This is a genomic window from Haliscomenobacter sp., assembly GCF_040403615.1.
Classification (GTDB): Bacteria; Bacteroidota; Bacteroidia; order Chitinophagales; family Saprospiraceae; genus Haliscomenobacter.
In genome coordinates, this window is sequence record NZ_JBBAKG010000019.1 from 55,072 (window position 1) to 79,193 (window position 24,122).

A 24,122-nucleotide genomic window follows, 5' to 3' on the forward strand; every position below is an offset into this window, starting at 1 on the left:
AGAAGACCCACAAGAGCATTCCATCTCTTGCGGGTCTTTTTTATCGGCGGTATTTCTCCAACGATTTCTTATTTTACGATGGTGATGTCCCCTTTAATGATGACACCATTGGGGATGTCCAAGCGCAAAATGTAGTAGTAAGTTCCAGTTGGTAGATCTTGTCCGGTTGCATTGGTTCCTTTCCAATTGTTGAGGTAAGGTTTAGCGCGGTACACGATATCTCCCCAACGGTTGAAAATGATCATTTCATTGTCTTTGTATTGCTCTGGTTGAACTTCCAGAATTTCAAAGCGCATTTCATCGTTTGCTCCATCTCCGTTGGGGGTTATCCCTGTCGGTACGGCAAACTGGAAAGAATTGTCAGATTTAACCTGGATTTTCACTGTTGCTGTATCACAAAGGTCTACGCAGACCTTATTGCAGACTTTGTATTTGAATTCATCTACGCCAGCGCGTCCAGGTAATCCACGGTAAACTACATTGCCTCCGTTGATTCCATCAATCAATCCCAAGGTGGGATCTTTGGCGATGCTCACGACAAAACCTGCAGTTTTACTGAGTTTTTCGTCATTGGAAACAACATTGATTGTAGCGGTGGGTTTGCTTGAACTTGCCGTAAAATTATCCAGCTTGTCATTGTTGGCTACCGGAGCAGACTCCCGAACAATTTTCAGTGTATCCCTACTGTAATTGGCACAATCAGTAGTTGAAAGCGACCAAATAAAGCGGTTGTCTCCATCTTTCAAACCCATCGCCATGGTGTTTGCCAGGTTAGCCATTTCAATGGTGATTCCAGCCGCACTTGTCCATTGACCGGTAGTACCCTTTGGAAGGTTTCCAATTAGTGGTGCTTCGTCGTTACAAGTGGAAGTATCTTTTCCAGCAGAAGCGCGAGCCAATGAGTTATCCAGTGAAACGGTTACAGAAGCTTCATTTGCACAACCGTTTTCGGTATTGGTTACTACCAATTTGTATGTTCCAGGCGCATTTATTTGAGGAGTAAGTGTATTGTCTGAGGTAATGGCACCGTTGCCCGTGCCCACTGTCCACTTGTAGGTGATTCCAGCTCCAGTAGCCGTGCCTGCACCATTTAGCGATACTTTTACTCCAGCACAAGCGATGGGCACCGGAGTAACAGCACTTACGGTTGGCTTTTGAGAATTGTCGGCAATGGTGGTGGTTGACTTGATAGAACAACTATTGGTTGTATTCAAAATGGTCAACTCGTAGCTGCCGCTCTTGGTTGCCGTAACCTGCAAAGGATTTGTGCCCGCAGTCAAAGGCCCATCTGGGCCTTTCCAACTGATTTGGAAGTTTGCTCCTTGCGAACCCGTAGCGGTTATCTGAACGGAAGGTGTTTTACAAGTGAGGGCGGGAGCTTGAGCGATTGACGCCGTAGGAGCGGCTTTATCCGCTTTGATGCTTGCACTATCTGCCCGGAAACATCCATTGGATGTATCTCTTACCGTTAAAACATAAATTCCTGCCTGGGTAATTTTTGCATTGATGGCATTTGCAGGAGATGGTGTAATTCCCCCGCCTTTTGCAGTCCACAGGTAGGTAATTTTTGAACCCGTGCCAGACCCAGTACCATTTAAGGTCAATGTATCGGCTTTACAGGTCAAGGTCTGATCAGGTCCTGCTTGAGCAATTGGCTTAATGGTATCCGCCACAATCTGTGCCAAACCTTCGCCCACACAACCCGAAGTTGGATTGGTGACTTTTAAGGAATAAGAACCCGCCTTATTCACTTTGGAACTAATTGCGGCGTTGTTGCCCACAATATTTCCTCCAGTGGTCGTCCAGGCAAATGTGTAGCTATTGCTTGCAGGTGTAACCGTTCCAGTTAGGGTTAGATCTGGTGCCTTACAACTGATCTTTGCGGTATTGTTGATGATGACCTGAGGTAAGTTGGCATCCTGCAAAATCACAGCAGAATCAACAGCTGAACATCCGCTAAGGGTATCCAATGCCACCAAACGATACGTACCTGCATTAGTGATTCGAAGTTTGGTAGAATCCTTGGCAACTACCTGACCCGCTCTTGACCAAGTCCGCACTAGGTTTTGACTTCCTCCGGATGTACTGGTTAAAGACAGGCTAGGCGCTTTACAGGTCAATGTTCCACCCGCACTTACATCTACGGTAGGAGTTGTTTTATTGATTTTTACAACCACTGTATCTCTGGACACACAACTACTCACCGTATTGGTAACAGCGAGAACAAAGGTACCTGGCGCTGTTACCACAGCATTCAGGATGGTATCTGTTCCGGCTTGAAATTGTCCACCAGTTGTAGTCCATCTGGCCTTGAATTTGGCTGCATTGCTTACACTGGTGGTGAGGATTGGTTTGTCGGTTTTGCAGGAGATGTCTACATCTTTTGATCCTTTGATGGTTGGATAATCCAAACTTGGTTTCACCAGTACCGTATCCAAATCCAAACAGCCATTCGCTTCATCAACAATGCGCAAAACATAAGTTCCCAAATCCTTTACGTCAAATTTCTGTGCCCGACTAATGATGGTATTCTTTGAATCCAACCATTCGTAAATCACAGCAGGAGAATTGTTCTTAGACTTGGTTGCATCAAGCGTGACCGGATCACCTTTACAACCCAGCAGCAGGTCTGTACCTGCATCTGCGTTCGGACGGGTTTGTGCGCTTTTTACTTCAACTGTGTCTGTAGAAGTACAGCGGGTTATGGTGTCTTTAACCTCCAAAGTATAAAAACCTGCAGCAGTTATTTTTGGGTTGATAGAATTGATTTCGCTCGGATCGATTGTTGTTCCTACTGGGCCACTCCATTTGTATTTGAGCGTTTTACCTTGAGAGGATTTACTTCCATCCAAACGAATCGTTTCTCCTTTGCAATCCAACAATAAGTCGTTGCCGGCATTGGAGATAGGAACTGGTGCGTTCCGTACTTCAATGGTATCCTTTTTTGAGCAGCCCGTTTTTTTGTCAAGGACGGTAAACACGTAAGCTCCCGGTTCATCAACTATGGTGAAAATTCGATCTGTAGTACCAGAAATCGAACCTGACAATGCAGACCAGTTGTAAACAATATCTGTTCCCGTGCTGCCTTTGGCGTTGAGGCGCAAGGCCCCTACACAACCTCGAATGGTATCTCGACCCGCATTTGCTTGCGGAACCACTTTATTCTCCGCAATGGTGAAGGTGTCAATCCGTTCAATAGCAGTAGGCTTTCGAGAATCAAAAACCCGAAGTTGAATCCGACCAGCCGGAAGATTGATGGCTTTGGGTTGGAATTGCAAAGGCACTGTTCCAGCATTTTGATCAAGAGCCGTCCATAGATAGAAAACCTGGCCAGTTCCTCCTTGCGTTTTTACTTCGATGGTACCATTGCGTTGACCTGGGCAGGTAGCATTGGTCAGCAAAGTATCAATCAGTACAATCGTATCCTGAATGCAAACCTCCCCTGCTTTAGGGAATACACTTCCCACCCCATCCAGGGTAGTTACAGAAGGGTTTGGCGTGTTGTTGATGTCAATTTTATGGCACTCGTTTACAGCCCCAATCAATTCAAAACAAACCGTAAACATGACCGCAGAATCTGCCAGGGTCTTTCCTGCTGCATCATTGAAATCCGCATTTAACAAACCAACGTTGGCCGAACGGGTATCCAAAACAAGTCCGTTAAGGCCAGCAGAAGGGGTTGCGGATACAAACTTCAAGTCGGTTGGCCAGTTGACTTTAAATTGAGTTGAAGTAACCTTTTTGAAGTTTTCAACTTTGAAATCAACGCATACGGTATCTTTCAAATACCCTTTGGTTTGTCCCATCAACAAGAAGAATCCGGTTGGATTTAAAATACAAACATTGGTTGGAGGCCCGGTAATGCCCACGTTTTTACCATTGGAAGTACTCAAAATGGCTTGACGCTCAAGGGGTAGATCAACAATTTCAATGTTGTTGTCACAATTGTCTTGTGTACCTAATTCGCCTGGAGACTTGCCAGTAATTTTGTAGCAAACCTGGAATATCACGGTACCGTCATTCACCGTAAGCGGATTTGCAGAGGTATAATCAAAAGACAATGCACCACCACTTGCTCCAAGGGTATTGAAGTGGGTACCCAACGAAAGGCCAGGCAATGCAGTGGTGTTTAAGCTTTTGATGGTAGTAAAGTCGATATTTGCAGGTTCCCAGCTAAGCGAAAACTGCAAATCGATCACGCTTTTGAAGTTGCCAACGGTTACATCTGTACAAATTTCATCGCCCGGTTTGCCACTTTTAGGGCTCAAAACGATGCGTACACCCGGAGGCTGAATGATTTGTACTTCGCAGTTGCGGGGTGCCAATCCAATGTTTATACCATCTCTTTTGGAAATAACCGCAGTAGTACGGTTCAATTGAACCGGCGCTTCAAGCAAACTGTCTGGCGCACTGAGCGTCCCACTTAACCCAACTGCTTTGAAGCAAACTTCAAAAAGCGTTTCGCCCGCACTCAAGGTGGCAGATGTGGTTGCTGTAGGAGCTGTCCAGGTTACCCCCAAAATACCATTGGATATGTTGTCCGTGTTGAAAAAGGAGGCACCAAATCCAGGTATTTTGGTATTGATGTTGTTCAGCTTGCTGAATTGTAAAGTGTTGGCGTTCCATTCGGTAAGGAAACTCAAGGTGCTAATGCTGGTCATTCCCTCTACCGTAGTGATCTTGGTACAGACTTCCTGGTTGATTTGGACAGGTTTGCCACAATCAAGAGCCAATTTGAGACCTGGAGGATCACATGGAGCGATATTTACATAAGTAGAAACACCAATGATTGGGATAATTTCCCCTTCTTTGACCGTATTGATGGCTTCCTTTTTAGTAGGTTTATCTGAAAAAGTTATTTCAGCTGCATCAGACCCGCATTTGCCAATAATTTTGAAAAACACCTGGAAAATAGCGGTGCTGTCTTTGAGGCTTATTCCTTTGCCGGTTGGATCGATGTATGACCAGGATACGGTTAAATTGCCTTTGTCTATGTTGCCAGCTACATCGTTGGGACGTCCAAAGCTGCTTGAAGACAGGTTGGTTAACGTTTCCAACGGGAGTACGTTATTGAACTCAAGCAAAGTGGTGTCGTAATTCATTGAAAACTGAAAACTGGTCAATTGGTCAAATCCAGTCACTTTTACGTTGATGAATACGATTTCACCAGAACCACCAGATGCCTCCGTTGCAAAAAGACGGATCGGTCGTACGCCTACCGAAACATCCCCGATGATTGATTCTGAATTGTAACCAATGGAAACGCAATTGCCACTGCCGTTGAAACGACCAATGATGATCGGGTCAATATCGCCGATAAAATCTCGATCTTCACTTAAGCCTATCTGGGAGGCCTGGCCGTATTTCCCAATCACTTTGAAACAAACTTCAAAAATAACCTCGCTATCATTAAGTGTAATGGAATTACTTACATTACAAGGGCCAGGTGACCAATTTAAAAACAAAAGCCCAGACTTAATGCGTTTGGTATCGAAATTGCCAACAACCAGCCCTTTTAATGCAGCGGTTGTTCTTACTTCTTTAAACTCAAGAATGGTACTGTCCCATCGAATTGGGAACTTTAAAGAAGTGATGTCTGTAAAGTCTTTAACAGTGACTTTAATACATACCTCTTCTCCAGAATTTTTTACTGCTGAAGAAAAGTTGAATGAAGGCCCTTGAGCCCAGGCCATCATCTGAACAGCCAGGACAAAACCCAGCAGAGCAAGAATCTTTTTCATGGAAGATGAATTTGGGACATGATGTCCATTTTCCAGTGATATCAATTCAAAATAATGAACTGAGAATCAATTTTGGAATGACAAGGTCAGGTTGATTTCGTGGGTGCCTCCGGTGGATGGACCGAATGTACTAAAGTTGTAATCGAAACCGTACCCAAAACGAAAGGTATTGGACAATCCCGCGTTTTCACCAAGTACAAATCCGGTTTCAAGGTGTGCGGCTCCAGCTGATGAACCTCCAGCGCCAATCCACAGTGCGGATGGCAACTGATAACGCAAGTTGAGGTCTACGTTGACAGGAGCACCAGGAACATATTTTACCCACATTGATGGTTCTAAAAAGCCATCATTGCGGAAAAACTTGTAATAGCCCACCTGGCCATAAAAGTGTTGGGTTCGTTTGGTGAAAAACTCACCTTGTTCGTTGGTAAAGGTGAGATCCAGGCCAAAAGCCTGAGGAACAGACAACCCTGCGTAAAAAATGTCGTCTGAATAACGCCCTCCTACCGCTTGGTAATAAAAGACCCCAACCCCAACATCTGGAAATATCTGGCCTTGGTCAACCCCGGATAGGGCATCGTTTTCATCACGCAATACGATTTCTGATGATTTGACCCGGTATTGAACCATACCGGCACTAAGACCAATGGACAAACCTCCGTATTCGGGGTCGCTGGTCAAGACACCAGCAAAACGACCGTATACACCAGTAAATCCGGTTGGTCCGGTTTGATCATTGATCAATTGACCGCCTAGCATCATGGTCACTCCGCTACCGCCAGAATTGAGCCAGGTAGCACGAACAGTTTGCGTCTTTGGAGCGGCTCCTCCAAATCCAGCCCACTGGCTTCGGTAAGACGCACCTACGGTGATGTTGTTCCGATAGGCGAGAAAATCTGACTCAACCGCCGCTGGGTTGATTATGGTCTGATTTTCTCGATATTGGGTAAACAGGGAGAGCTGTTGAGCGTAAGAAACAGCGGTCGTCAATAAAAAAATGACAAGTAAACATACTCTGGTCATGGGACGAGTTTTTGAGATGGCCAAAAATACCAAAATTCCCTTTGCTTGGTTGTTAAATAATTTTCAGCCTCAAAAATATCTTTTTTTTACGTATTTGAATTATTTCAACGCAATTTTACTGGCATTGAGATAGATAAAGGAAAACCATACACGTAATCAACTGATATAGGGCTGAAAATATACCAAACAAAACCAACTTCGCCAAATGCAGCCCAGTGGGCCAATCAGACCAAATCAAGCTGGTTTAAATCGAAGTACTATATGAATGCAGATTTCTTAAAATTATTTTAAAATGAGGCAGGAAAATACGATTTTGGATTTGCTGGTGACCAACTTGTGGAAACCAACTTTACTTTTAGCCTAAAACCCTTCCCACCTTGCCTAAAACCCTTTCCACCTGGTCTTCAATTCCTTTTTGAATCCTTTGGCGGCTTTTCCGGTGATGGTGAAAAATTTTTGAGCTTCTTTTAGACCCGAACCGGGGTTAGATTCATGGAAACGATCCGCCATTTGGTAAACCATGGCACGAAAGCTTTCTACCGCCAAGCCTGAAGTTCCATAGTTCGCATTGAGGATATCGCTAATCAATGGAATCTGATCAGTGAACAGGCAATTGCGGTCGATGTAGTACTGCTCGAAAGCAAAATGCTTGGGATCACGCAGGTATTGTTCCAAAGTTTGATGCTTGAATCCGAAATCAGCCAGGTGGTTGGTTTCAAAATCGCGTTCCATTTTGCGGTCTTGGCGTTCAAATGCTTCCCAGTTTTTACTGCTTTCCAAGCGCTGAAGTTCTACCTGAGCCAGTTCAAAATCTCGGGGAGCCTCAAATTTGCGCAGGGCTTCATTGATCGAGTAAATGTCCAAATCGCAATAGGCAGCAGCCTGGCATGCTTCATAGATTTTTTGATAGGCAGCATATCCAAGGGCAAATTTGTGCTGGGCGATTAATTGCTCGGCCTCTTTTTTCCCGGTTTCATAAGCCTCTCGTTCCTCAAAACAGGATTCTTTGGCAATCGTCTTGAAACGGGTTTGCAACGCAGCAGGAACGGGCAATTGGTATTGGTTCATGTACTGGCGAAAGACTTTTAGCGCTTCATATTTGGCCTGTTGGTCATAAATGCGTTCTACTTCCTGAAGTTTTTTACTCAACAGATCAGCAAAAACCTGGTCGCGTAAGCGCGTGGCTTCATCTCGTAAAGGCAAACTGTTCACCTTGCTGGCTTGCACCAAAGGATGCAAAATATCCAGTGCTTTTTGTGCCTCACCTCGGGCAAGGAGGGTCTGCCCACGCGTCAATTGCAATTTAAACTCGGTATCTTTAAAAGGATCATCTTGATTCGGATCAACTTTAAGGGTTCGGGCCAGGGTTTTGTTTTCATTGCGGTACCGATTGAGCACTACCGCAGCATCGTCCAGCGTGCCCGCAGTGATCATCCCTTCCAATTGGCGGCGTTGTGCTTCGATTTTTAGGTTGTAAAAAGGCTTGCCCTTGCGCTCATAAGCTTGCGTCAAACTGTCACCTGATTGATTACTGGTGATAAAACCACTTAAATCCTGAAAAAGCATGATTCCAGGCTCTACTTCACTGGCCTTTAAATATTGATCGAGGTAACCCAAACTGCGCAAACTGAAACTTTTGCGCATGCTTGCTGCTTGCGCAATTTGTTGATCTGCCAAGTAGGGGCGGTAAAGGTTGCGCACTGAATCCAGCGAGTTGAAGCGTTTGATGGCCATTTCGGCAGTGCCGGGATTGTACATCCAGCGCTCGGCTTCTTTGGCGAGGTAACTATAATGATCCTGACTCAAACGACGGCGTTCTTCCCGGCTGTTGTTTTGAGGCAAAAAACCTTGCATTTGTTGTTCCAGTGCCTCTACTTTATCCAGCGCCCGAAACCCTTCCTGAAAACGTTGCTGATCGCGTAAGTTGCCTATTTTTCGCATGTACTCCTGGTGCAAATCAACCAACATGTCATTGGTATTCAGGAATTGAAAGCCCGTAGTGCGCTGCATGTTTCTCAGCTGGTTGAGTTCAGTTTCTGCCTGACTAAGGTTGTCGTTGCGCAGGTTATCCACAAAACGGCGTTGCGCATTATCGGCGTACTTTTTTAAGGCGTCTTGCTTTTCGGTGCGTAGAGACGCTGAGGCAAAATTGTTGAAATACCTGGGATTGACCTCCGCAAAGGTGATGGCCTGGTTGTAATAATTGTGAATCAGCGACCAATCCGTCCCTAGTGCCGCCTGTCGGGCACGCTGTTGCAAGACGGCCAATTCATCCTGGTAGGCTTTTTGGATAATCGATTCCAATTCAAGAAAACAGGATTGCTGGTCGCGGTCGTTGCCCAGGAGTTTGCAATACTCGCCTGCAAAAGTCCGAAGATGCGCTTCTTTGTCTCTAAGTAAAGGTTGTCGACCCGCTTCCAGAATGGCATCGTCTCGCTCCTTGTAAATGACGCTGTAGATGTCGCGGCTGAGTTGTTCTCCTGCATAATCGCGATTCAGGCGGATGGCATAGCGCAACTGTGCAAACCGTTGCCGGTAATCAAACTGTCTGCGGCGGAAGAGTACGCTTTGAATTTCGGTGCGCGCGGCTTCCCGGATTTTAAAATCAAAATCATTGAGTGACTTATCGTTAAGGCTGTATTTCTTTACAAAATCGAGGGCCTCCAGATAGGCTGTTTCTTTGTCTTGAAAAGCGCTTGATTGATCCAAGCGGGTGCGCAAACGGGAAAGTTCTTCTTCCTGCAAGCGGTATTTTCGGTCACTGATTTCAGTTTTTTTGTTGCCAAGGTAAGCTGGGTTTTCATTGACCAAGGTTTCAATGTCCCGCATTGTTGCCCATTTTTCTTCGAAATTGCGTCGCGTTGAAACGCTATTGAGTAACTCTTGATAGCGATTGGTATGGAGTTTTTGAAGTAAATCTTCAGCGGTTGATTGGCAATTCCAGTTCAACACGACCAGGCTGTTCTTTTCGCAAAAAGCTTTTGCCTCAAGCAATTTGCTGCGTTTTTGCTCAAAACTACCTGCACTTTGACCCGCATCGATCAAAGCTTGAAAGCGCAACTGGGCGTCTTTTTCCCGGATTCGTTCACTGCAATTGTCTACGCTGTACATGTCGCAAAGCGCTTTGGCATCTTTGAGCTTGTCTTGATTATTGAGTTCCAGCAAACGTTTGATTTCGCGGCCAAAGGCGAGCTTGAGTTGGCCATCGCACCCTTCAAGTTTAGAAACTGTACACAATTCAACAGCTTGACGCAGTAAATTGACAACATCCTGGCTATTTTCTGCTTTTTTGAGCAAATCTTCAAATTTGCTTAAATCATTTGCGACCGGAGCTTTTATGCTGTCCTCTTTGGTGGCTTTAACTTCAACTTGTGCCCTTGGTTTGAGTGTCCCTTTTTTGAGTAAAATGGTGTCTAAATTTTGTGCGGAGAGGCCAGTGCCAAACAACAGAGAGAAGGCACAAAAGTATATTGCTGAGATTAATAGCGGTGTGGATGTCTTTTTCATACAGCTGCAGATTTGGTCATTTTGAGGGGCTCTAAGCTTGAAATTCATATTAAGGACGCAAAATAAGATCCTAAAGTTAAGCATTTCAAAACTTTGCAGTTTTCTTAACCATCTACCCTGTAAATGTTATCGTTTTTAATTAAAAAAAGGTGAGCATGACAAGTTTGATTTCCTACACTAGCGAACTTTTTTGGCCATCATGGCTACAAACTTTTCGCGTTGTTCACCATAAAAGCGCCGAAATTTGATGCGCAAAAAACGAAAATAAAGCCAAAAGTAATGCGGAACAATATGGTAGAGGAAATATCGAATCTCCTCAATACGGTAGATCAGGTAAACAAAAAAGAGGATGAAGGCAACCGCGCTAAATGCAGTGGCCCAAGGTGTGAAAGTTTGTCGGCCCAATGATCCAATGCCTATACCGAACCAGGTTCCGTAAAGAACAACGTAATGGACACTGTAAATGACCAGGGTTTCCCCACCAATTTTCATAATCAATGGCGGGATATTTTTGAAAATTTTGGTAATCCAGATAAAGAGGGCAAAAACGACCAACACATGCCCCAAGCGCCAAAAACTGGCATTGTTGTAGGTCGCCAGTTTAAACTGAGCAATGCCAGTGAGGTGAAAACAGCCTAATAAAATATCATTGACGTTGTAATGAATCCACAAACCGATGCTCAAAAACAACAAAGGAGCCCAGTGCGTGTGGTAAAAATCAGGGCGTTTGTACATGTGCCATCCTACTACGGCTCCAAAAAGGGAATACCCAATCCAAGGGAAAAGAATGAAAGTTGAGCCATTGTCTCTGGTCAGGTAATTTTGAAGAAACATTGGCAACGCTGACCAATCTGCGGTTTTGACTATCGGAGCAATTAAAAAGGCGGTCAGTGCCAGCGCGAAGTACATTAATGGAAGGGGGATTTTGGTGTTTTGATAAATGATGAACACCAAAATTACCGTAAAGACGGCCAAACCAATGATGTGAAATACATCAACCAGGAACATTGAGGGATAAAAATTCAGCGTAAAAAGGTGGTAAAGATTCCATTTCAGGAAATAGCCTAGAAAAAGCAACAACAAAACCCGCTTCAATCCTTTTTGAATGCGCAGGTTTTGGTACCAGGGTCGGGAATCACGCAACATCAAAAAAACAAAAATTGCCCCGCTGACAAAAAAGAAGATCGCAGCAGTCATCCCACGCATGAAATTCCAGGTCCAAAAGATAGGGTGGGTTTCATCGCGGTACTGATCAGCGAGCAAAGTATCCACAAGGTGCCCCTGAAGCATCATCATGATGGCGTATGCACGCAGTACATCCAAAAATACAATGCGCTTTTTAGGTATTGAAACGGGTATCGAAACGGCTGGCGAAGAGGTGTCCAATGCAGTGGTTTTATTTTTGTCAAAGGTTTCGATAATCAGATGGCTTGTATTTTTAATGTCGCCAAGAGAAACCCGAAAACTAGCGCAAAATTAGAGAAAAAAAATGCTGTTGCGCAAGCGAATTGTAAGGCAGGGTTATAACTTTAACTTTTCATTTAGAAATGATAAAACTATGGTAGGCATTATTATGGGCTCAGATTCGGATTTGCCGATCATGCGCCAGGCGGCAGATTTCCTTAAAACCTTCGACATTCCATGCGAAGTAACCATCGTTTCGGCGCACCGTACCCCGGAACGGATGTTTCATTATGCCCAAAACGCCCATGGACGGGGCATTAAAGTGATCATTGCCGGTGCTGGCGGTGCGGCCCATTTGCCGGGGATGGTTGCTTCCTTATCACCTTTGCCCGTGATTGGAGTGCCCATCAAATCTTCCAATTCCATTGATGGTTGGGACTCCATTTTGTCCATTTTGCAAATGCCTAATGGAGTGCCTGTTGCCACGGTGGCGCTGAATGCTGCCAAGAATGCCGGAATTCTAGCCGCGCAGATCATGGGAAGCTTTGACCCTTCAATACAAGCCAAAGTGCAAGCCTACAAAATGCAATTAGCGGAAGAAGTGGCCATAAAGTACCGGAAATTGGAGGTTGAGGGATATGAAGATTATCAGTAATTTTTTGCGTCACATCAAGTAAAGAAAATTTTGCAACGTACTAATTTCGTTAGCGGAATTTCGCTATTTTTATCCCTGAACTGAAATTCCTTTCTCTCATCCAAAAATTCCTCTGCAATATGTTCCATAGATTTACCTTGCTAATGGTTCTTCTGGCCACCGCTTTTTCTTGTGGAAAAGATGGCCTGAACCTCGATGACACAAGCACTAAAGCTTACGATGGGCTCAAACCCCAAACCCGCCAAGAGATCAATCGACAAGTTTTAAACTTGTTGGACGAACACCAAAAATTTGAATGGGGCATGGTGAATGCGCAAACCGTATGGAGTGCCAACCTGCTCGGCGATTCGATCATGTGCATCGGTTACCAGCCTGCCAACGAGAAAAATATCAATCAGCGCATGCACCAAATTGACATTCAGCGCAAAGAATGGAAGCAGGTACGCGAAGAATTGATCAACTACATCGTTGCGGAAACAAATCGCCAAAACCCAAGCAAACAAGTGAGCGCCAAAGACCTGATGCCTTTTGGTCAGGAAGAAGTACTCCCGGTGATTGACATCAAAATATCCAGCTTGGGTATCATCGAAAAATTGCGCAGCCTTCTCGAAGTAAGATACATAGAACCAATGGGTTATAGCTACCAAGAAGAGCGCTTGCGCAGCGATTCTGGTTGCGGCATTAGTGGCAACACCAGCATCCCTGCTGCTGATTTTACAAACATTACTCCGGGAGCTAAGCAATCCTGGCACCATGGTGTGCCTCGTATTGGTACTGCCTGGGGTGTCAATACCGGAAAAGGAATCACTGTAGCCTTATTGGATACCGGTACGCCCAACCCGGGTAGTCAACCCAAACTGGGCAGCCAATTCAATTCAGGCTTATCTACTGGTCGTACTTTAACCAGAATGGGGACTTATGTCAGTTGCTGGTTTTGTGGTACCCCGGATGGACCGGATGACCAATGTGGCCATGGCACACAGATGTCGGGCTTGATCGCCGCTCCACGTGGATACGACGGCACTCCGGCGGGAGTGGCCTACAATTGCAACTTGTTGGGCATTCGCGTTACCAGCGACGTCATTATCAACGGATCGAGTGAAAAGAAAGGGGTGGCAGATGGTTTGGTGATCGCAGGAAACAACACCAGCGTTAAAATCATCAGCATGTCAATCGGCGATATTCTCTCTAGTGGACAAGTAGAAGATGGCGTGCGTTATGCTTACGGCAAAGGCAAAATGTTGTTGGCAGCAGCAGGTACTTCTACCAGCTTTACCAATTGGTATGGGGTTATTTTTCCAGCCTGGATGGCGGAGTGCATCGCAGTTTCCGGGGTTAAGGATGGAGGCTTACCACTTGAGCGCTGTAGCACTTGTCACAGTGGCAGTGATGTAGAATTTGTAGCCGTGATGCAACGCAAAGTAGACAACAACCGTATTGCCCTCACGCTGGCTCCTACCGGCAATGTCCCTGCAAATGTTGGTGGATCTTCAGCGGCTACAGCTACCACGGCGGGCATCGCCGCTTTGATTTGGGCCACCAACCCGGCTCAGACTAGGGCTCAGGTTTATGCCCGCATGAAAGCAAGCACTACCTGGCCAACTGCCCGCGATGGCCAATACGGATATGGAATTATTGATGCTGGGAAAGCTGTGACCGGGCTTTAGTCTGACGCAAAAAATTACTTCCCGATTTTTTTAGAGGCTTTTGAATAGGAAGCTCACTTTAAATGAACCGTTTGACTTCCTATTCAAAACCCAAAATCGGGAAGTAAATTTTTCTGTGTTACTTACTCTGGTATGGAGAAATAAAATTTACTTCCAACATTTGGGGTGCTTTCTACCCAAATCTTACCACCGTTTTTTTCGATAAATTCCTTTGAAAGCAATAATCCCAGGCCGGTGCCCATTTCTCCGGCTGTACCTTTTGAGGAAGCACTTTGGGGGCCAAATAAGTTGGCCATGGTTTCCGGTTCTATTCCAGTGCCATTGTCGGAAATGCAAATCTGCGAATACCCTTTTTGACGTGAACTACTCAATTCAATTGTTCCTCCGGGAAGAGAAAATTTGATGGCATTGGAGAGGAGATTGCGTAAGACCAGTTCAATCATGTTTTTGTCAGCCAGGATTTGCAGATCTTCTTCGATGTTGTTGATGAAAGTTATGCCTTTGAGTTGTGCAGGTTTTTCAAAGGTGCTGATTTTATCCTGGACTAATTCTCTAATGTGAAAAGCTTCGCTTGCAACTGGGATTCCTTTCATCTGAATGCGGGCCCAGGTCAACAGGTTGTCTAACAGACTCTGGATGCTATTGACGTTATTGGCCAAGTCAGGCAGCATATCGCGAAACTCCTCTTCCGATAATACACCTTCATTGACCAGTTCCAAACTCCCAACCAATCCAACAACTGGACTGCGCAAGTCGTGAGATATGATTGAAAACAAACGGTCTTTAAATCGATTGTTTTCAGCAAGTTGAACGGTTTGTTCCTGGATTTCCTGGTTTTGACGGCTGATTTCCTCGTTTTTTTGGGTTAGTTCGCGATTGAGGAGTTTATCTTGCATTCTCCTTAGGTAAATGAAATAAGCAATTATCCCCACAAATAACAATGCCGCGATGAGAAGAGAACTCAAAAAACGCTCCTGATCCAGTTTTCGGCTGCTTTCGAGTTCTCTGCGTTTTTGTTTTTCGATCAGCGCACTTGCTTTCAAATCATACTGATATTTGGCTTCCAGAAGGGCCGTGTTTTTATTGATATCCTCATTGAATAAACTGTCTTTCAATGCATAATGCTCCGTTTGATACCGCATAGCCTCTGCATACTTCTTTTCTACTTGATAAATCTTAGAAATTACCATTGAGCTTTTCATGCGTTGCAGGGGGTTGCGAAATTGAGTGGTGATCTGGTAACTCCAGGTTGCATAATACTCTGCACGATCGAGATCGTGAATTTTAAGAAACAATTCTGCTAAATACAATGCATGATCTGCAATTACAATGGGCTTGTTGGTTTCTAGGGCCATTTGGATGGCTTTTTGCAAAACCCTTTCTGCTGCCGCAAAGTTTTTCAATCCGATTTCCGCAACAGCTACGTCGCGCAATGCATTGCTGATTTGTTCTTTGGTAGCATTATTCTTTTGGCGAATCAATAATGCCAGATTTGCAAATTTTAAGGCTTCGTCAAACTGCTTTTTTTCTACCATTACCCAGGATAGGTGGGTATACGAATAGCCGAGTCCTTCCTGATGGTTTACTTTTTCGAAGAAAGCTTTGCCTTGCTTGAAAAATGTGAACGCACCATTAAACTGTTTTTGGTTAAAACGGGTAACGCCCAAGTTGTCGTAGCAAAACCCTATACCGACCTGATCATTGATGTGAGTAGAAAGTTTCAATGCTTTATAATACCAATCCAGCGATTCTTCAAAGAAAAAATAATGCCGATAGGCCAATCCCATAAAGCGACTAATTTCCGCTTCTCCTTTTTTGAACTTCAGTTTTTTGGCTAAATCAATTCCTTTTTGACCATATTCAATTGACGATGCCATGTCCTGATTGCGGTATTGCCAGCACAATTCTTTGTAAATGAAAACTTTATTGGTGTCAAGAGCTGATTTGGGCAATAACGCCAGCAAACTATCGATAATAGGTGTGGTAATGGGATGCGAATCCCCAGCTCGTAATATCAAGTGGAGGCAACAAAATGTGCCGACAAGCAGTGTTCTGTAGGCCAATGTTGCAGGAATAAGGGATGAACAATGGATAAATACAGTTGAAATTTTTCAGGTTTCAACTGTATTTATTTTACTAATTAATTTGTTGCGTCATGCTAAAGGTGAAGACTCCCCTTACGCAAAAGCAGAATTTCTTCATTTTCTACGTGTTCTGGATCTGGTACGCAACAATCCACTGGGCAAACTGCTGCACATTGAGGTTCCTCATGGAAGCCTACACACTCTGTACATTTATCTGGGACAATATAATACAAATCATCCGAAACTGGTTTCAGTTTGTCATGGGCATCTACAACATGATTGCCCTTTAATTCATAAGGGCCAGAAATACTGGTACCATCAGAGATGGCCCATTCAACACCACCTTCATAAATTGCATTGTTTGGGCATTCGGGTTCGCATGCGCCACAGTTGATGCAATCATCGGTTATCATTATTGCCATGGGTCAGAGAATTTTCATTGTAAACGACCAAGTGCTTGTCCTGGTTCAGAATAATAAAATTTAGCCGTAAAAATAAAAGGAGTTCTCATTATTTTTCAGCCTAATTTCACAAAATCTGTTCCTGCGATTTTATTTGTGCTGTTTATCTTTGCGTTCTTTGCACAATTACCCCCAAACGTCCGCCGCTATGTCTGAAAAAGTGACTCCATTGATGGAGCAATACAACAAAGTGAAAAAAAAGTACCCCGATGCAATTTTACTGTTCAGGGTAGGGGACTTTTATGAAACTTTTGGCGCGGATGCGGTTACCGCCTCTAAAGTATTGGGCATTGTACTGACCAGCCGCAACAATGGAGGCAATGATGTCGAATTGGCGGGTTTTCCTTTTCATTCCCTGGATTTGTATTTGCCCCGAATGGTGCGGGCTGGATATCGGGTAGCGATTTGTGAGCAATTGGAAAAACCTTCGCCCCTCAAAAAGATTGTTCGCAGAGGCGTTACTGAGGTCATTACTCCGGGGCTGGCGGTAGATGACAAATTGCTGGATCACCAGTCCAACAATTTTTTGGCCGCATTGTACTTTGGCCGCAAGGATGATTATGGAATCGCTTTTTTGGACATTTCCACCGGAGAGTTCATGGTCAGCGAAGGCGATTGGACTTACATCGATAAATTGCTGCAAGGCTTTAATCCTTCAGAAATTATTTTTTCAAAAGACCGCCGCAAAGAGTTTGAAAGCCGTTTTGGAGAAAAATTTTACCTCTATACCCTCGACGAGTGGGTCTTTACCGCTGATTATGCCCGGGAAAAACTGATCAAGCATTTTGAAGTACAAAATTTGAAGGGCTTTGGGATTGAGGATCTTGACTTGGCCCAAATTGCGGCAGGAGCAGCCCTGCATTACCTGGAAAGTACCGAAAAAAGAAACCTTAAACATATTTCCTCCATTACGCGCATTCACCCGGATCGCTACGTGTGGTTGGATCGATTTACCATACGAAACCTGGAATTGCTCTCCAGCCCGCATGAAACCGGGGTATCCTTGCTCAAAATCCTGGATCAAACTGTCTCTCCGATGGGCGCTCGCCTGCTCAAAAAATGGATCGTACTTCCACTAAAGTCAAAACTGGCCATTGATGCCCGTTTGGAAATGGTGACCTACTTCTTGGAATCCGAAGAAGAAGGGCGCGAAGTAGAGCAATACCTCCGGAAAATGGGCGACTTGGAAAGACTCATCTCCAAAATTCCCCTGGGCAAAGTAAACCCAAGGGAATTGGTACAACTCAAAAGGGCACTTATGGCAGTAGCCCCATTGAAGGCTATGCTGACCAGTACTACACATCCCGAACTGGTTAAAATTGCGGACGGACTCAACCCTTGTCCTGGATTGGTGGAGCGAATCGGCAAGCAAATTGTAGAGGAACCTCCAGTGAACCTGGCCAAAGGAGGCGTGATTGCGGATGGATTTTCAGCAGAATTGGACGAATTGCGTCACGTAATATCCCACGCCAAAGAGCTTTTATTGGGCATTCAGGAAAAAGAAATCGAACGCAGCGGCATTCCAAGCCTGAAAATTGGCTTCAATAGTGTTTTTGGTTATTACCTGGAAGTAACCAATAAGTACAAGAACCAAACGCCCGGGGAATGGATTCGCAAACAGACCCTGGCCAATGCCGAACGCTTCATCACCGAAGACCTCAAAACCCTGGAGGCAAAAATCCTGGGTGCGGAAGAGCGAATTTTGGATCTGGAAGATCGTTTGTTTCAAGAATTGGTGCTGGATTTGGCCGATTACATTCAACCCGTACAGCACAACGCAACCCTGCTGGCTCGCCTGGATTGTATTCTGGCCTTTGCTAAAGTGGCTGCTCGACAACTATACTGTTTGCCCCAAATGAGTGAAGGACTGGAAATTGACATCAAGGATGGCCGACACCCGGTCATCGAACAGCAATTGCCACTTGGGGAGACCTATGTACCCAACGACGTCTTTCTGGATCATGAACAGCAACAGATTCTGATGATCACCGGGCCAAACATGGCCGGAAAATCTGCTCTATTGCGCCAAACTGCACTCATTTGTTTGATGGCCCAGATGGGGTCTTATGTTCCAGCTCGAACCGCAAATTTGGGCGTTTTGGACAAAGTATTTACCCGGGTAGGTGCTTCCGACAACATTTCTTCAGGAGAGTCTACCTTTATGGTGGAAATGAATGAAACCGCCAGCATCATGAACAACATCTCTGACCGGAGTTTGATCCTTCTGGATGAGATTGGTCGGGGTACCAGTACCTATGATGGTATTTCCATCGCCTGGTCGATTGCCGAGTATTTGCACAACAATCCGATTGCCCGCCCCAAAACTTTATTTGCCACGCATTACCATGAACTGAATGAATTGGCCGAGAAATTTGTACGGATCAAAAACTACCATGTTGCTACCAAAGAGGTAGGCCAAAAAGTGATTTTTTTGCGCAAACTGACCGCAGGTGGCAGCCAACACAGTTTCGGTATTCACGTAGCCAAAATGGCGGGTATGCCAAAACCGATCGTAGACCGTGCCAACCATATTCTGGAACAATTGGAACAAAAATCAATCGCACAGGAAGGGATTGATTCGACAGGGCCAAAAATTGAAAAAGCACAGACCAAGGCCATCAGTACGGAGGCCATTCAACTCAGCATTTTTGAAACGGTAGACCCTATTGCTGGTCAGTTGAAGTCCATGATCAATGAGGTTGACCTCAATACCATGACTCCAATTGATTGCATGCTGAAATTGCGGGAATTGAAAAATTTGATTCCGTGACCCCAATGAAAAAGGGCAATCACGAAGATTGCCCCCACAGAAGTTTGGTTTTTTGAGATAAAATCCCCCTTTTGACGACAGTTCAATTCAAAGTCACCAACGATTAGAAAATACTTTTCATGAAAATTGCATTGATTGGGTATGGGAAAATGGGAAAAGCCATAGAACAAATCGCCCTGCAACAAGGACACGAAGTGGTACTCCGCCTCGACGTCAACAACCCTGAAGAATTTACGGCTGCGAATTTGCAGAAAGCCGATGTCGCCATTGAATTTACGCGACCAGAAACTGCCTTTGAAAACCTACAAAAGTGCCTGGAAGCTGGTGTCCCTGTTGTAGTTGGCACCACAGGATGGTTGCACAGGCTTGAAGATGCCAAGGTCATTTGCACCCAACATCAGGGCGCCTTGTTCCATTCTTCAAATTATAGTGTTGGTGTCAATATCTTTTTTGCAGTCAATCGATTTTTAGCCCAAATGATGAATGGGCACCCCCAATACGAGGTACGCATGGCAGAAACCCACCATACTCAAAAACTGGATGCCCCGAGTGGTACCGCGATTACCTTGGCAGAAGGAATCCTGGAAAACCTGAAACGAAAAACCAACTGGGTCAATCAGCCTACTGAGGAAGCGGAGGAGTTGTCTATCCTTTCCTATCGGGTCGATCCCGCTCCAGGAACACATGAGGTATATTACGAGTCTGCCATTGATACCATTGAGATTAGGCATACGGCGCATTCGCGGGAAGGTTTTGCCAGTGGAGCCATGCAAGCTGCGCTGTGGCTGGTAGGCAAAAAAGGAGTGTTTGGAATGGCTGATTTATTGGGATTTTAACACAAACGGGTAAAAAAATACCATTATGAAAAAGCTGCGTTTACTTTGGTTACTGCCTTTGTTGGCTCTGCTCTACGTGGTTGGGGTGATCGGATACGGTACACTTACTGATTATCAGCCAACTGGTGCATCTCCGGCAGAAGTTGGAGCCCATGCTAGCGAGAAGATCGTCAAAGACAGCGTTCTGTCTTTGCTGAGTTGGAACCTGGGGTACGCTGGTCTGGGTGCCGAAGCCGATTTTTTTTACCAGGGAAGTGGCTTTTTCACCTCACGCGGTCGGATGGTGCGCCCAACCAAAGCATTGGTCGATCAATATTTTGAAGGCACCACCAATGCCATCAAAAACTACAAGGCTGATTTTTATCTTTTTCAGGAAGTTGACTATGCGTCGAAGCGAAGTTATTTCCGGAATCAATTCAAGGCCATTCAGGAAAAAGCGCCAGGTTTCTTTGCGGGATACTTTCCCAATTACCGGGCCAAAAGGGTGCCATTGCCCTTGTTGGAGCCCTGGAATGCCTACGGTGCTGTAAACAGTGGCTTGGGTACTTACTCCAAGTTTGAACCCACCGAAGCCAAGCGCTTACAAATGCCGGGTAAATTCGGTTGGCCCAAACGCTTGTTTATGCTGGATCGTTGTTTGGGCTTTACGCGGTACAAAACAAGCTTCGGCAAAGACCTGGTCGTGATCAACATCCACAACGAAGCATTTGACAAAGGCGGCATCAAGCAGCAGCAAGAACGCTTTTTGCGTGACCTGGCTTTGCGGGAATACGCCAAGGGCAATTATGTAATTGCAGGCGGCGATTGGAACACTTGTCCGCCTTTTTTTGCGCCCGATAAGTTTATGCCAGGGAAGGCTCCAGCAGGGGAGGAGGGACAAAACATGAATCCTGATTTGTTTCCAGCCGACTGGAACTGGATTTATGACCCCACAGTACCTACCAATCGCAACAACGACCGACCTTACCAGCAGTTTAAAACTTTTGTCACCTTGATCGATTATTACCTCGTTTCACCCAATGTGAAGGTGCGCAAGGTGAAAGGCATCAAGCAGGAGTTTCGGTTTTCGGATCACCAGGCGGTATGGATGGAAGTGGAGTTTATAGTGCCCTGATTAGCTCGTGGGAAAGTCCGGTTAAGGCCGCTATTTCCTCATTTGGAGTTCCACTTGACTTGAGTTTTTTGGCTAAAGCAATGATGAGTTCGTTCTTTTTATCCAGTTCTTCTTTGGTATTTCCGAGTTCTTCTTTGGCATTCCCGAGTTCTTCTTTGGTATTTCCGAGTTCTTCTTTGGTATTTCCGAGTTCTTCCCGGGTTTGTCCGAGTTCTTCTCGGGTTTGATCTAGCTGGCCTTTGAAAAACGCAATTTCGTTTTCGCGCTCCAGAAGTAACTTGAGAATTTCATCTTCAGCCATCATGGATTCCTCCAAATCGGGATTGTCCTTGTCGGCAGATTGCAAACGTGCTACTATTCTTTCCAGGAAACCGGGCAACAACTTTCGCATTACCCTCAAGCGATGTTCGTTGTTTTTGAAGCGTTCTTGCTGGTCAAAGAGTTTGAGCAAGGCATATAGTTTACGTTTGTAATCGTCTTGCAGGTATTCTTCCTCATGGATGTTGCGCAGATTGGGCAATTGTACCACCAGCATGTCATAACTCAAGTTGTCGATAAAATCGTTGTGCTTTTGGAGAAACTCGTTTTTAAAGACGCCTAATTTGGAACGATTCACTTTGATCAACAAGTCATTGAGTTCGTTTTCGATCCGAAAATTCAGGATGAAAATAGGAATGAGACGAATAGGCCGCTCCACCACTGTGATGGCTTGTGACTTGTGGTGCGTTACTTCCTCCAGGCGTTTGTGTTGGAAATTTTTGCTGATGTAGCGTTTGAAACGAAAAATATCGGTGGGTTCGGCTGCTTTTTGCAACTCGATCATGATCAACTCTTCCGATCCATCTTCCAATTGAATAGTAGCCGTAAAATCGAGATGAAACAAGCTTACATCGTCATCTGTGCGCGGGTCTTTTACCGTACCTGCTTTTTTGATGGGATGAGTAAGGGGCTCCAGATGCAATTTGAGAATTTTTTCATTGATCAGCGTGGAAAGCACAATGACCGCACTTTCGTAATCTGCCATCAAATACCGAAAGACCACATCGTAGATGGGGTTGGGAATGATGATGTAGTCGTTGTCTTGATAATTGATCGATTCCATTCTTTTATTGCTACATTAAGGCATTGCACTTCAAGTACAAAAATACAAACAATCTTCTTTTTGTCAAGGAGGAGTGTAAACAAAAGTTTGAAAATTCAACTGGTTCAAAAATTTGCAAGAAAAAATTTCACTTTTTCTTGCAAATGTTGTACCCCCCCCTAAATTGCAACATTATTTAACCCAATAAATCTACTATTATGCTGTTATTGAATCTGATTCTAGACCTGCTTATCGGCACAAGTGCACAAGCAAAAGGAAAAAAAGGGGTGGTAACTGACTTTATTGATGGAGTATAAACTGCCTAAATTTGGAGCGGTATTCACAGAAGTGGATACTGCTCTTGTTATTCTAGCTCAGTGATCTTTTCGAGTAGCCAGTCGCGGGATGGAATGTTTTTTGTTGCTTCAACTTCTGCTTTCAACTGAGAAAATGCCTTTTTGTTGGTTGGGGGAAGGCTGATTAATTTTTTTGTGAACCTGATCAGGTTCTTGTAGTTGATCTTCCTTGCCAATGGAATTTCCTTATTTCTGTTTAAATAAACCCTGAAGCTTTCTAGTAATGAAAAAAGAGGCTCAAATTCACCTTCTTCATAGTAAGCTCCAATTAGCGTAGTCTTTGCATTACAGTTGGTTATGTAGTCATTGTATTCCACTTCTTGTAGAATTTTCACTACGTTAGAATATTTTTTCTGATAGAAATACAATTGGGATAAATTGAAAGAGAGTGTATTTTCTCGTAGTTCAGAAGGTAAAATACTTATATATTTGTAAATAAAATTTTCAGTCCAATCAAAAGCGCCATTCCGCAATCCAACCACAACAATGTTTCTGAACTCAAGCGACTCCATATGCCCTTCCAGCATAAAAAAATCTTTATCAATTAAATTCTTATATACACCAAATAATTCTTTGAGAAAGATACTATTGCCTTGATTTAGTTGATTGATACAATAATTTTGAGCGAAATCGTAGAATATTTTTTCTTGACTCCGGGGAAAAAAATGAGAAGAATCCAAGAGCAACTGTTGAAATTTGTAATAATGCTGAATTTCTTGAGGTTCAGCATACATCTTGAATATTTGATAATATATTGCAATAAATGGAATCCTCTGATATTGCTCACGTTCAGCAAAATTTAAAACATCGTCAATCAATGAAATTTCATATTCGTGTTGTGCGAATTTTTTTCTGGAAAGCACTTCACAATAAATCTTTAGTTTTTCACCGATGTAGAAATAATCAAGCAATTTGGACATTTCTTCCAAATTGGTTTTTTCAGTTTTCTTTTCTTCAAAATCACTGATTAATTGATCATATGATGTTTCAATCAAAAACTGACCCAGGTAAAAATTACCATCCCTATGCGTAATTTTTCCAGGAATCTCTTTCACTGACTTTAGAGCAGAATTGTGCATTTTTTTTAGTTTCCTTTTTTTGATAGAGCGCAACAAGTAGGTTTGAGCAATGTAGTTATCTGTTTCAAATTCTTCCTGAATGAGAAATTTTTCTATCAATTTTAGCAAATCGGATTGATACTTTCTGAGACGAGTATCGTCTAATGGAAGTTCAGGAACCAAGGTTTTCCAAATTTTTTCCTTAGTCCAGTCACTTTTGCTCGGAACGTTGATTTCATTAACCAGTAATTCAAAAAGAGCACTGACAACTTTATCTTTATTAAAATATGGAGAACTGATGAACTTGCGTATGCGATTTTGTTCCAGCTTGTCAAATTGGGAAAGGATGTGAAAAAGCTTAAAGT

General features: G+C 44.1%; 13 protein-coding genes. 5 read left to right on the forward strand and 8 right to left on the reverse strand.

Going from position 1 to position 24,122, the window contains the following annotated elements:
* Positions 1–68: 68 nt before the first annotated feature.
* From ABW391_RS08505 to ABW391_RS08520, 4 genes are all read right to left on the reverse strand, one after another.
* Positions 69–5,741 carry a T9SS type B sorting domain-containing protein gene (locus ABW391_RS08505; protein WP_353481421.1) on the reverse strand — a complete coding sequence of 1,891 codons (5,673 nt, stop codon included), beginning with the start codon at positions 5,739–5,741 and terminating at the stop codon, positions 69–71.
* 66 nt (positions 5,742–5,807) lie between these two features.
* Entirely contained in the window at positions 5,808–6,764 is a 957-nt protein-coding gene (locus tag ABW391_RS08510) for a PorP/SprF family type IX secretion system membrane protein (RefSeq protein WP_353481422.1), read from the reverse strand.
* 381 nt (positions 6,765–7,145) lie between these two features.
* Positions 7,146–10,271, reverse strand: coding sequence for a hypothetical protein (locus ABW391_RS08515; RefSeq protein WP_353481423.1), 3,126 nt, complete (start codon positions 10,269–10,271; stop codon positions 7,146–7,148).
* 177 nt (positions 10,272–10,448) lie between these two features.
* Positions 10,449–11,657, reverse strand: coding sequence for a heparan-alpha-glucosaminide N-acetyltransferase domain-containing protein (locus ABW391_RS08520; RefSeq protein WP_353481424.1), 1,209 nt, complete (start codon positions 11,655–11,657; stop codon positions 10,449–10,451).
* A 172-nt stretch (positions 11,658–11,829) separates the two neighbouring features.
* Between ABW391_RS08520 and purE the strand changes: the two genes are divergently transcribed.
* Entirely contained in the window at positions 11,830–12,330 is a 501-nt protein-coding gene (gene purE / locus ABW391_RS08525; RefSeq protein ID WP_353481425.1) for a 5-(carboxyamino)imidazole ribonucleotide mutase, read from the forward strand.
* Between the two features lie 119 nt (positions 12,331–12,449).
* On the forward strand, positions 12,450–13,997 hold the full coding sequence (locus ABW391_RS08530) for a S8 family peptidase (RefSeq protein ID WP_353481426.1): 1,548 nt from the start codon (positions 12,450–12,452) through the stop codon (positions 13,995–13,997).
* 122 nt (positions 13,998–14,119) lie between these two features.
* Here the strand turns inward: ABW391_RS08530 and ABW391_RS08535 are convergent, their stop codons facing one another.
* Together ABW391_RS08535 and ABW391_RS08540 are read right to left on the reverse strand one after the other, a co-directional pair.
* Positions 14,120–16,015, reverse strand: a complete 1,896-nt coding sequence (locus ABW391_RS08535; protein WP_353481427.1) for a tetratricopeptide repeat-containing sensor histidine kinase — start codon at positions 16,013–16,015, stop codon at positions 14,120–14,122.
* A gap of 140 nt (positions 16,016–16,155) precedes the next feature.
* Positions 16,156–16,503: a 4Fe-4S dicluster domain-containing protein gene (locus ABW391_RS08540; protein ID WP_353481428.1), complete on the reverse strand. Its 348-nt coding sequence runs from the start codon at positions 16,501–16,503 to the stop codon at positions 16,156–16,158.
* Between the two features lie 187 nt (positions 16,504–16,690).
* Between ABW391_RS08540 and mutS the strand changes: the two genes are divergently transcribed.
* The 3 genes from mutS to ABW391_RS08555 all read left to right on the forward strand — a co-directional run bounded on the left by mutS (position 16,691) and on the right by ABW391_RS08555 (position 21,262).
* Positions 16,691–19,312: a DNA mismatch repair protein MutS gene (mutS, locus tag ABW391_RS08545; protein WP_353481429.1), complete on the forward strand. Its 2,622-nt coding sequence runs from the start codon at positions 16,691–16,693 to the stop codon at positions 19,310–19,312.
* A gap of 119 nt (positions 19,313–19,431) precedes the next feature.
* A complete protein-coding gene (dapB, locus tag ABW391_RS08550) occupies positions 19,432–20,148 on the forward strand; it encodes a 4-hydroxy-tetrahydrodipicolinate reductase (RefSeq protein WP_353481430.1) in 717 nt (238 codons plus the stop codon).
* Positions 20,149–20,173: 25 nt separating this feature from the next.
* Positions 20,174–21,262: an endonuclease/exonuclease/phosphatase family protein gene (locus ABW391_RS08555; RefSeq protein WP_353481431.1), complete on the forward strand. Its 1,089-nt coding sequence runs from the start codon at positions 20,174–20,176 to the stop codon at positions 21,260–21,262.
* Here ABW391_RS08555 and ABW391_RS08560 read toward each other — a convergent pair.
* Both ABW391_RS08560 and ABW391_RS08565 read right to left on the reverse strand, forming a co-directional pair.
* A complete protein-coding gene (locus ABW391_RS08560; RefSeq protein WP_353481432.1) occupies positions 21,249–22,364 on the reverse strand; it encodes a coiled-coil domain-containing protein in 1,116 nt (371 codons plus the stop codon). The genes ABW391_RS08555 and ABW391_RS08560 overlap by 14 nt on opposite strands.
* A gap of 343 nt (positions 22,365–22,707) precedes the next feature.
* Positions 22,708–24,122: hypothetical protein (locus tag ABW391_RS08565; RefSeq protein ID WP_353481433.1), on the reverse strand; the 1,415-nt coding region annotated here is incomplete at its 5' end.